The organism is Saccharomonospora iraqiensis subsp. iraqiensis, assembly GCF_000430445.1.
In the GTDB taxonomy this organism is placed as follows: domain Bacteria; phylum Actinomycetota; class Actinomycetes; order Mycobacteriales; family Pseudonocardiaceae; genus Saccharomonospora; species Saccharomonospora iraqiensis.
Window position 1 is genome coordinate 147,334 of sequence record NZ_KE387040.1, and the last position, 10,342, is coordinate 157,675.

The 10,342-nt window shown below is 72.1% G+C and carries 9 protein-coding genes and 1 pseudogene; all 10 read left to right on the forward strand.

Going from position 1 to position 10,342, the window contains the following annotated elements; all coding sequences use genetic code 11:
* Positions 1-338, forward strand: a pseudogene (locus ACTIR_RS0102750) (1-deoxy-D-xylulose-5-phosphate reductoisomerase); the annotation flags it as partial.
* Positions 339-341: 3 nt separating this feature from the next.
* Complete coding sequence (locus tag ACTIR_RS0102755) at positions 342-1,547, forward strand: M50 family metallopeptidase (RefSeq protein WP_026453140.1); 1,206 nt, start codon at positions 342-344, stop codon at positions 1,545-1,547.
* Positions 1,548-1,641: 94 nt separating this feature from the next.
* Positions 1,642-2,793: a flavodoxin-dependent (E)-4-hydroxy-3-methylbut-2-enyl-diphosphate synthase gene (ispG, locus tag ACTIR_RS0102760; protein WP_007024097.1), complete on the forward strand. Its 1,152-nt coding sequence runs from the start codon at positions 1,642-1,644 to the stop codon at positions 2,791-2,793.
* 12 nt (positions 2,794-2,805) lie between these two features.
* Entirely contained in the window at positions 2,806-3,672 is an 867-nt protein-coding gene (locus ACTIR_RS0102765) for a helix-turn-helix domain-containing protein (protein WP_026453141.1), read from the forward strand.
* Positions 3,669-4,112 carry a VOC family protein gene (locus tag ACTIR_RS0102770; RefSeq protein ID WP_052583689.1) on the forward strand — a complete coding sequence of 148 codons (444 nt, stop codon included), beginning with the start codon at positions 3,669-3,671 and terminating at the stop codon, positions 4,110-4,112. Before ACTIR_RS0102765 ends, ACTIR_RS0102770 begins: the two co-directional genes overlap by 4 nt.
* Positions 4,113-4,255: 143 nt before the next feature.
* Complete coding sequence (locus ACTIR_RS0102775; protein ID WP_026453143.1) at positions 4,256-5,110, forward strand: GNAT family N-acetyltransferase; 855 nt, start codon at positions 4,256-4,258, stop codon at positions 5,108-5,110.
* A 69-nt stretch (positions 5,111-5,179) separates the two neighbouring features.
* Positions 5,180-6,979, forward strand: a complete 1,800-nt coding sequence (locus tag ACTIR_RS0102780; protein ID WP_026453144.1) for a penicillin-binding transpeptidase domain-containing protein — start codon at positions 5,180-5,182, stop codon at positions 6,977-6,979.
* 118 nt (positions 6,980-7,097) lie between these two features.
* The gene (map, locus tag ACTIR_RS0102785; protein ID WP_026453145.1) at positions 7,098-7,955 is read left to right on the forward strand and encodes a type I methionyl aminopeptidase; all 858 of its coding nucleotides are present in this window, start codon (positions 7,098-7,100) and stop codon (positions 7,953-7,955) included.
* A 106-nt stretch (positions 7,956-8,061) separates the two neighbouring features.
* Entirely contained in the window at positions 8,062-8,811 is a 750-nt protein-coding gene (locus tag ACTIR_RS0102790; RefSeq protein ID WP_026453146.1) for a 3-hydroxybutyrate dehydrogenase, read from the forward strand.
* 94 nt (positions 8,812-8,905) lie between these two features.
* Entirely contained in the window at positions 8,906-10,234 is a 1,329-nt protein-coding gene (locus ACTIR_RS0102795; RefSeq protein ID WP_026453147.1) for an MFS transporter, read from the forward strand.
* The last annotated feature ends 108 nt before the right edge of the window (positions 10,235-10,342 follow it).

Genomic DNA, 10,342 nt, shown 5'->3' on the forward strand with positions numbered 1-10,342 from the left:
GCCGGGTGCCGGAGGCCGCGCCCGCGTGCCGCTGGGACACCGCCGCGACGTGGACCTTCGAACCGCTGGACACCGCGGCGTTCCCCGCCGTCGACCTGGCCCGGCACGTCGGCTCCCGGGGCGGCTGCCTGCCCGCCGTGTTCAACGCCGCCAACGAGCGGCTCGTGGAGCGCTTCCTCGGAGGGAACACGGGCTTCACGTCCATCGTGGACACTGTGGGCGAGGTCGTCGCCGCCGCCGACGAGTGGGCACGTCCGCCCCGCGACGTCGACGACGTACTGGCTGCGGAAGAATGGGCGCGCGACCGTGCCCTGGCAATCAGTTCGGGAGGGAACTAGCGCGTGCTCGTCTACTTACTGGGGGTCGCGCTCTTCGCGCTGGGCATCTGTGTCTCGGTGGCGCTGCACGAGGCCGGGCACATGGCCACCGCGAAGATGTTCGGCATGAAGGTCCGGCGCTACTTCGTCGGATTCGGGCCGACGGTGTTCTCCTTCCGGCGCGGCGAGACCGAGTACGGGCTGAAGTGGATCCCGCTCGGTGGTTTCTGCGACATCGCGGGGATGACCGCGCTCGACGAGGTGAAGCCCGACGAGGCGCCCCGGGCGATGTGGCGGTACAAGGTGTGGAAGCGCACCGTCGTGCTCGCCGCCGGGTCGTTCACCCACTTCGTGCTCGGCTTCGTGGTGCTCTACCTGATGGCGGTGTCGCTGGGCCTGCCGAACCTGAACGACCGCCCGGTCGTGGGTGAGGTGTCCGAGTGCGTGCGCAACGCCGAGACGGTCGAACAGTTCAACGACCCGCAGTGCGGGCCGGGTGACCCCGCGCCGGCGCGTGCCGCCGGGCTGGAGTCCGGTGACGAGGTCGTCAGCATCAACGGCACCCCGGTGAACTCGTGGTCGGAGATGGTGTCCCGGGTGCAGAACGCCTCCGGGCCGACCCCGATGACCGTGGTGCGGGAGGGCGAGCGCGAGCGGCTCACCGTGGACGTGGCGGAGGTCACCCGGCCGACCGCCGACGGGGGTACCGAGCAGGTCGGGATGATCGGGGCCAGCCAGGGCTGGCTGTTGTCCCACGGAGCGGTGGGCGCCGTGGGTGCCTCGGTCGCGTTCACCGGGGACATCATGGTGCAGACCTGGGAACGCCTGCTCGAACTGCCGGAGAAGGTCCCCGCCGTGGTCGAGGCGATCTTCGGTGCGGAGCGGGACCCGGAGACCCCGGTCAGCGTCGTCGGGGCCAGCCGGATCGGCGGCGAGGCGGTCGAGGCCGGGCTGTGGGGCGTGTTCCTGCTGCTGCTGGCGAGCCTGAACTTCTTCGTCGGCATCTTCAACCTGCTGCCGCTGCTGCCGCTCGACGGCGGACACATCGCCGTGACCTGGTACGAACGGGTGCGCGACTGGCTACGCCGACTGCGCGGCAGGGAACCGGGTGGTCCCGTCGACTACACCAAGCTGAACACCGTCACCGGTGTGGTGATTGTCATCGGTGGTGCGTTCGTGCTGCTGACGGTCACCGCCGACATCGTCAACCCGATCCGGCTCACCCAGTGAGACCCACGAGTGGGGGTCGGTGTGCCCGGCGCCGGGCCGCGCTCACGTATCGTGGACCCCGGCCAGGCAGCAATCCGGAGTGGAAGAGGAAGCGATGACCGTCGACCTGGGCCTGCCCACCAACCCGCCGCCCGTGCTCGCCGAACGCCGGAAGACCCGCCAGCTCCAGGTCGGTCCCGTGGGGGTCGGCAGCGACCACCCGGTGTCGGTGCAGTCGATGACGACCACGGAGACCGCCGACGTCAACGCCACGCTGCAGCAGATCGCCGAGCTGACCGCCTCGGGCTGCGACATCGTGCGGGTGGCCTGCCCGAGCGCCGACGACGCCGAGGCGTTGCCCGCCATCGCCGCGAAGTCGAAGATCCCGGTCATCGCCGACATCCACTTCCAGCCGAAGTACGTCTTCGCCGCGATCGAGGCGGGGTGTGCCGGTGTCCGGGTGAACCCGGGCAACATCAAGAAGTTCGACGACAAGGTCGCCGAGATCGCCCGCGCGGCCGGGGACCACGGTGTGCCGATCCGCATCGGGGTCAACGCGGGTTCGCTCGACCCACGGCTGATGGCCAAGCACGGCAAGGCCACCCCGGAGGCGCTGGCCGAGTCGGCGCTGTGGGAGGCGTCGCTGTTCGCCGAGCACGACTTCCACGATCTGAAGATCTCGGTCAAGCACAACGACCCCGTCGTGATGGTGCGCGCCTACGAGATCCTCGCCGAGCAGTGCGACTACCCGCTGCACCTCGGTGTGACCGAGGCCGGCCCCGCCTTCCAGGGCACCGTCAAGTCGTCGGTGGCGTTCGGCGCCCTGCTGCGCCAGGGCATCGGGGACACCATCCGGGTCTCCCTGTCGGCCCCTCCGGTGGAGGAGGTCAAGGTCGGTGCGCAGATCCTGGAGTCGCTGAACCTGCGTCCGCGCAAGCTGGAGATCGTCTCCTGCCCCTCCTGCGGTCGCGCCCAGGTCGACGTCTACAAGCTGGCCGACGAGGTCACCGCCGGGCTGGCGGACATGGAGGTCCCGCTGCGCGTGGCGGTGATGGGGTGCGTGGTCAACGGGCCCGGTGAGGCGCGGGAGGCCGACCTCGGCGTGGCGTCCGGTAACGGCAAGGGGCAGATCTTCGTCAAGGGTGAGGTCATCAAGACCGTGCCCGAGCACCAGATCGTGGAGACCCTGATCGAGGAGGCCATGCGGATCGCCGAGGAGAACGGCGACACCGACGCGAGCGGGGAGCCGGTCGTCACCGTGGGGTGAGGTGAGGCGTCCGTGGCGCGTGAGCCCGAATGGGTGGCCCGGGCGCCGCACCCGGCGCTCCGGCCCCTCGTCGCGCGCTACGTCGGCTACTCGGGATTCCCGCCCGCACCGGGCGTGCACCGGGGATTGCCCGGCGCGCACGCCACGCTGATCGTGAGCCTGGACGAACCCGTCCCGGTCGTCGGGATGCCCGATCCCGACCGCTCCCCGGTGCGTTCCCGGGTCCTGATCGGTGGGCTGTGTCTCGCGCCGGTGCTGATCGGACGGGAGCGTCCGCAGTCCGGGGTGCAGGTGGAACTCCGGCCGCTCGGGCTGGCGCAGCTGTTCGGGGTGCGGGCGGCCGAACTCAGCGGAGACGTCGTCGACCTCGCGGACCTCGCCGGTCTCGGGGACTCCGTCGTGCCGGTGCCGCGGTCGCTGCCGGACCGGGTGGCCGAGGCTCCGGACTGGGCACGGAGGTTCGCGGCGCTCGACGCGGCGCTGGCCGGGTCCCTGACCCGGCGGTGGGATCCGACGCCCGAACTGGCCCGCGCCTGGTGGCGGCTCACCCGCACGGCCGGTGCGCTCCGGATCGAGGCGCTCGCCCACGAGGTCGGGTGGAGTCGGCGTCATCTGGCAGCCCGGTTCCGGGCGGAGACCGGGCTCTCCCCGAAGCAGGTGGCCCGGATCCTGCGGTTCGAGCGTGCGACGGCGATGCTGCGGGCGGGCGGAGGCCGCGACCTCGCCGGGGTCGCGGTCGCGTGCGGGTACTCCGATCAGGCACATCTCAGTCACGAGTGGCGGGCGTTGGCGGGCTGCTCGGTGCGCACGTGGATGTCCGAGGAGCTCCCATTCCTGCAAGACACCGCCACCGTCCCCGGCGCAGACTCGGGCGCATGAACACCTCATCGAACACCGGAATCACGGCAACCACCGGAACGACCACGACGGCGTCCGGTCCGCGGGTGTGGCCTGCGCTGCGCTACACCGACGCGGACGCCGCGCTGCGGTTCTTCACCGAGGTCTGCGGTTTCGAGGAACGCTGCACCTACCGCGCCGACGACGGGACGATCGCCCACGGCGAGGTCCGCGGGCCGGAGGGGGGCGGCGTCATGTACGGCACCGCCACCGAGCGCAACGCGGGCCCCGCGTCGCCGCGGGTCGGAGGACACGCGGTGTACGTGGTCAGCACCGACCCGGACGCGGTGGCCGAGCGCGCCCGCAGGGCCGGTGCGCGCCTGCTGCGCGAACCCGTCGACACCGACTACGGCTCGCACGAGATCACCGTCGCCGACCCTGACGGCAACGCCTGGACCTTCGGGACCTACCCGGGGGAGTAGCGGCGCCCGCACGGCACCTGGCATGCGCGGTGCGCCGTTCGACCCCGAACGCGACACCCGTGACGTCCGACCGCGTCCGGACGTCGCGGACGGGTCCGGCTCGCCGGTCCCCATCCGTGGGGGTTGTCTGGCAATCTTGACGTGTGTTGCGGCTGGCCGGTGCGAGGCTGCTCGATGACAGGGACTACCCGGCGGTCCGCGCGGTCCTCGCGGCGGATCCGGTGGGCAGCTGCATGGTGTCCGCCCGCGTCGAGTCGGCCGGGCTGGACCCGTGGCGGCTCGGCGGTGAGCTGTGGGGCACCGACGGCCGGTCCGTGCGGGCGGGCACGTTGCAGGGGTTGTGCTTCGCGGGGCCGAACCTCGTCCCGCTGACCGGCGGTACGGGCGCGTTGCGGTCGTTCGCGGACCGGGCGCTGCGCCGGCCCAGGACGTGCTCGTCGCTGGTCGGTCCCGCCGAACAGGTGCTCGGACTGTGGGAGCAACTCGCCGGGGACTGGGGCCCCGCCCGCGAGGAACGGCCCGACCAGCCCCTGATGGCCCTGGACGGCGAGCCGCTCGTGGCCGCGGACCGGACGGTCCGGCCGGTGCGTCCGCACGAGATCGACACCTACTTCCCGGCCGCGGTGGCCATGTTCCACGAGGAGGTCGGTGTCGACCCGACCGCGGGGGACGGGGGTGCCGGGTACCGGGCCCGCGTCTCGGAGCTGATCTCCGGCGGTCGGGCGTTCGCCCGCTTCGAGGGCGGCGAGGTCGTGTTCAAGGCCGAGATCGGGGCGTTGTCCGACCGGGTGGGCCAGATCCAGGGCGTGTGGGTCCATCCCCGGTACCGGGGCCACGGCCTCGGCGCCGCGGGCACCGCCGCGGTCGCGCGGCACCTGGTGCACGGGCTCGGCCGGGTCGCGAGCCTGTACGTGAACTCGTACAACACCCCCGCCCTGGCCGCGTACCGTCGGATCGGCTTCCGACAGGTCGGAAGCTTCGCCACGGTGCTGTTCTAGGGTCCGTCTCCGGTGTGATCCGTGTCATGTCCACCCCGGTCGGGCGGCGGGGTCGGGATACTGGGCCGCGTGCGAGGCAGACGGTCGCACCGGGTCGGCGCCGCGTTGCTCGGCGTCGCCCTGGTGCTCAGCGGGTGCGGTGTGTTCTCCGGCGAGGATCCCGGGGAGGTGGCCGGCGAGTTCCTCGACGCGTTCGCCCGCGGGGACACGGCCGCGGCGGCGGAGCTCACCGACGATCCCGGCGCCGCCCGGCGGTTGTTCGACGGGGTGCGGGCGGAGTTGGAACCGGAGTCGGTGACCACCACGCTCGGTACGGTCCGGGAGGCCGAGGGCACCACCTACGCCGACTACCGGGTGGAGTGGGATCTCGGGCAGGGTCGCACCTTCGGGTACGACACACGGGCCGCGTTGACGACGGACGGCGACACGGCGATCCGCTTCCGGCCGTCGTTGGTGCATCCGGAACTGCAACGGGGCCAGACACTCGCCCTCCGCAGCGAGGACGCCGCGCCCGTCCCGGTGCACGACCGGGACGGGGCCCCGCTGCTGCGCTCCGACGAGGTCGTCAACGTGCTGCTGCACCGTGACGAGGCCGGGGAGCAGGCGGACGCGGTGATCGGGTCCCTGGCCGGGGCGCTGAACCCGCTGGACGATCGGATCACCCCGTCGTCGATCGAGTCGGGCGTCTCGGAGACCGAGGAGGGCGCGCCGTACCTGGTGGCGTCGCTCCGTTCGAGTGACTACGCCACGGTCAAGGAGGACATCCACGAACTGCCCGGGGTCCGGTTCACCACCCGGCACCGGATGTTGCCGGTGACCCGGGGGCTGGGGGAGCGGATCCTGCCCGCCGTGCGCGAGGTCGCGCGGGAGCGGTCGGCGGACAACGCGGGCTGGTCGGTGGCCGTGGTCGACTCCGACGGTGCCGAGGTCGGTGCGGTCCACCGCGTGCAGCCGGAAGCGGCCGAACCGCTGCGCAGCACCCTGAGCCTGCCGGTCCAGCAGGAGGCCGAACGCGCGCTCGACGCGGCGGACTCGCCGGGGGTGCTCGTCGCCCTGGAACCGTCCAGCGGGGACCTGCTCGCGGTGGCGGCCAACAACGCCGCGGTGGAGAACGGCACCGCCCCGCTCACCGGCCGCTACCCGCCGGGCTCCACGTTCAAGATCGCCACCGCCGCGGCGGCGTTGCGCGCGGGGACCGGGGTCGACACCCCGGTGGAGTGTCCGGCCACCACGGTGATCGACGGCCGGGAGATCCCGAACGACGACGAGTTCGACCTCGGCACGGTGCCGCTGCGGCAGGCCTTCGCCCGTTCGTGCAACACGACGTTCGCCCACCTCGCGCTGGAGCTTCCGGACGGCGCGCTCACCGACGCCGCGCGCAGCCTCGGCATCGGCGCCGACTACGTCATCCCGGGTGTCACCACCGTCACCGGTTCGGCCGAACCGGGGGACGGCACCGTGGCGCGGGCCTCGGCCGGGTTCGGACAGGGGACGATGCTGGCGAGCCCGTTCGGCACGGCGCTGATGTCGGCCACCGTCGCCGCCGGGAAGACCCCCGTGCCGGGTCTGCTCACCGATCGGGAGACCGAGGTCACCGTCTCCGGGGAACCGTTGCCGGAGCCGGTGCTCGCGGGACTGCGCACGATGATGCGGGCCGTGGTCACCGACGGCACCGCCACCGAGCTGAACGACGGGCTCTCCGGTGTGCACGGCAAGACCGGCACCGCGCAGTACGGCGACGGCACGGAGGCGCACGGGTGGTTCACCGGCTACCGGGACGACCTGGCCTTCGCGGTGCTGCTGGAGGGAGCGGGCAGTTCGAAACCGGCGGTGGCCACCACCCGGGACTTCCTCACCGGGCTGGGCTGACCCCGGCACCGGGTCGCGGTCCGCACGGGCACCGGCCGGGTGGCCGCCCGGTCCCGTGCGGCCGACGCCACCCGAGACACCCGCAGTGTGCCACCGGCGGAGTCGTAGGCTGGGGGACATGCCCGATCGTGCCCCGTTGCAGCCCGGCGTGCAGACGCCGCGTCGCCCCGTTCCCGAGTCCATCGTCCGCCCCGAGTACGTCGGTAAACGCGCACCGAAACCGGAACCCGGAAACGGGGTGCGCACGCCCGAGACCATCGAGGCCATGCGGGTGGCAAGCCGGATCGCGGCGCAGGCCCTCCAGGAGGGCGGCAAGGCGGTGAAGCCGGGCAACACCACCGACGACGTCGACCGGGTCGTGCACGAGTTCCTGCTCGACCACGGCGCCTACCCCTCCACGCTCGGCTACCGCGGGTTCCCGAAGTCGTGCTGCACCTCGTTGAACGAGGTCATCTGTCACGGCATCCCGGACTCGACCGTGATCGAGGACGGCGACATCTGCAACATCGACGTCACCGCCTACATCGGTGGGGTCCACGGCGACACCAACGCCACCTTCCTGGCCGGGGACGTCTCCGACGAGGCGCGGCTGCTGGTGGAACGCACCCGCGAGGCGACCAACCGGGCGATCAAGGCGGTGCGGCCCGGCAGGCAGCTGAACGTGATCGGCCGGGTGATCGAGTCCTACGCCAGGCGGTTCGGCTACGGCGTGGTGCGGGACTTCACCGGCCACGGTGTCGGCCCCGCCTTCCACACCGCGCCGACGGTGCTGCACTACGAGGAGCCGTCGGTGAACACCGTCATCGAGAAGGACATGACGTTCACGATCGAGCCGATGATCACGCTCGGCACGATCGACTACGACGTCTGGAGCGACGACTGGACCGTCACCACCCGGGACAAGAAGTGGACGGCCCAGTTCGAGCACACGCTGCGGGTCACCGACGACGGGGCGGAGATCCTCACCAAGCCCTGACCCGCCCGCCGTCGGAGGTGTGTGCCCGGCGCACACCCCCGACGGCCCGGTTGTGGCCCGCGCGGACATGGTTGCCGGGGTCGGGGGCCGCTTACCGTCTGCTGCCATGTCGAGCAGCCCACTGGCCGGTCGGACCGCCCTCGTCACGGGTGGTGCGGGCGGCATCGGACGCGCCTGCGTCGAGATCCTGGCCCGCGCGGGAGCCACGGTGCACCTGGTCGACGTCGACCGTGCCGCCGTGGACGTCGCCCGGGAGTACGACGCCGTCGCGCACGTCGCCGACCTCACCGACCCCGGTGCGGTCGACACGGTGCCCGGCGACGTCGACATCCTGGTGAACAACGCGGGCGTCCAGCACATCGCGCCCATCCCGGAGCTGTCGGCGGAGCGGTTCACCCGCATCCAGCAGCTCATGGTGACCACACCGTTCCAGCTCATGCGCCGCTGCCTGCCCGCGATGTCCGCGCGCGGCTGGGGACGGATCGTGAACATCTCCAGCGTGCACGGGGTGCGCGCGAGTCCGTACAAGGCGGCGTACGTGGCCGCCAAGCACGGACTGGAGGGTCTGAACAAGGTGGCGGCACTGGAGGCCGCGCCGCACGGGGTCACCAGCAACTGTGTGGCCCCCGGCTACGTCCGCACCGGCCTGGTCGCCGACCAGGTGGCCGACCAGGCCCGGTCCCGGGGGATCGACGAGGACGCCGTCCTCGACGAGGTGTTCCTGCGCAACACCGCCGTGAAACGGCTCATCGAGCCGGAGGAGGTGGCGGCGGTGGTGCTGTGGCTCTGCGGCGACCACGCCGCCTACCTCACGGGCACCTCGATCCCGCTCGACGGCGGGTGGACGGCGGGTTGATCCCGCCCGGTCCGACCCGCGTCGCCCCACGCCGGGCCGTGCCCGCGGCCGCGGCGACACATCCCTGTTCGCACACGACGAAGTGGTGAGCACCATGTCCCGGACCAGCTCCATCAAGCGTGTCGTGGGTGCCAGCATGATCGGCACCACGGTCGAGTGGTACGACTTCTTCCTCTTCGGCTCGGCCGCGGCACTCGTGTTCAACAAACTCTTCTTCCCCGAGAGCGACCCGTTGGCCGGGACCATGCTGGCCTTCGCGACCTTCGCCATCGGGTTCGTCGCCCGTCCGCTCGGCGGGCTCGTCTTCGGTCACTTCGGGGACAGACTCGGCCGCAAGAAACTGCTGGTGGTCAGCCTGCTCATGATGGGCGGGGCGACCTTCCTGATGGGCCTGCTGCCCACCTACGCCACGATCGGGGTGGCCGCCCCGCTGCTGCTGGTCCTGCTCCGGCTGATCCAGGGGTTCGCCGTCGGCGGCGAGTGGGGCGGCGCCGTGCTGATCGTGTCCGAGCACGGTGACGACCGCAGGCGCGGGTTCTGGGCGTCGTGGCCGCAGGCGGGGGTCCCCGCGGGGAACCTGCTGGCCACCGCGGTGCTCGCCGTGCTGGCCGCGGTGCAGACCGACGCCGCGTTCGAGGCGTGGGGCTGGCGCATCCCGTTCCTGCTGTCCGGCCTGCTCGTCGTGATCGGGCTGTGGATCCGGCTCGCCGTCGAGGAGTCGCCGGTCTTCGTCGAGGCGGTGCGCAGCGCGGACCGGCAGGCGGAGCAGGGGGCCGCCCCGGAGCGGGCGCCGATCGTCACCGTGCTGCGCCGGCACTGGCGCGAGGTGCTCATCGCGATGGGTGCCCGCTTCGCCGAGAACGTCTCGTACTACGTCATCACCGCCTTCGTGCTCGTCTACCTCACCACGCACCTGGGCATGTCGAAGTCGCTCGGGATCAACGCGGTGCTGGTCGGCTCCGCCGTGCACTTCGTGACGATCCCGGTGTGGGGGTGGCTGTCCGACCTGCTGGGACGCCGCGTCGTGTACCTGTTCGGCACGGCCGGGATGCTGGTGTGGAGCTTCGTGTTCTTCCCGATGCTCGACGCGGCCACACCCCTGGCGACCATCGGTGCGGTGACCGTCGGACTGGTGCTGCACGGAGCGATGTACGGGCCGCAGGCGGCGTTCTTCTCCGAACTGTTCGGCACGAAGGTGCGCTACTCCGGCGCGTCGATCGGCTACCAGCTCGCGTCGATCGCCGCGGGCGGGCTGGCCCCGCTCATCGCGACCGCGCTGCTCGACGCCTTCGGCACCAGCGTCCCGATCTCGGTCTACGTCGCGGCCGGGTGTGTGCTCACCTTCGTGGCCGTGTACCTGGCCCGGGAGACGAGAGGCACCTCGCTGGCCGACGCGGACGAGTCGTCGAGGGTGTCAGCATGATCGCCATGACCGAGCGGAGCGGGCGGCCCGCGGCCGGGCCGACGGCGGTGACGACCGTGGACGGCCCCGCCCACGGTCACGCGGACGGCCCCACGGACGCGGCCCCCG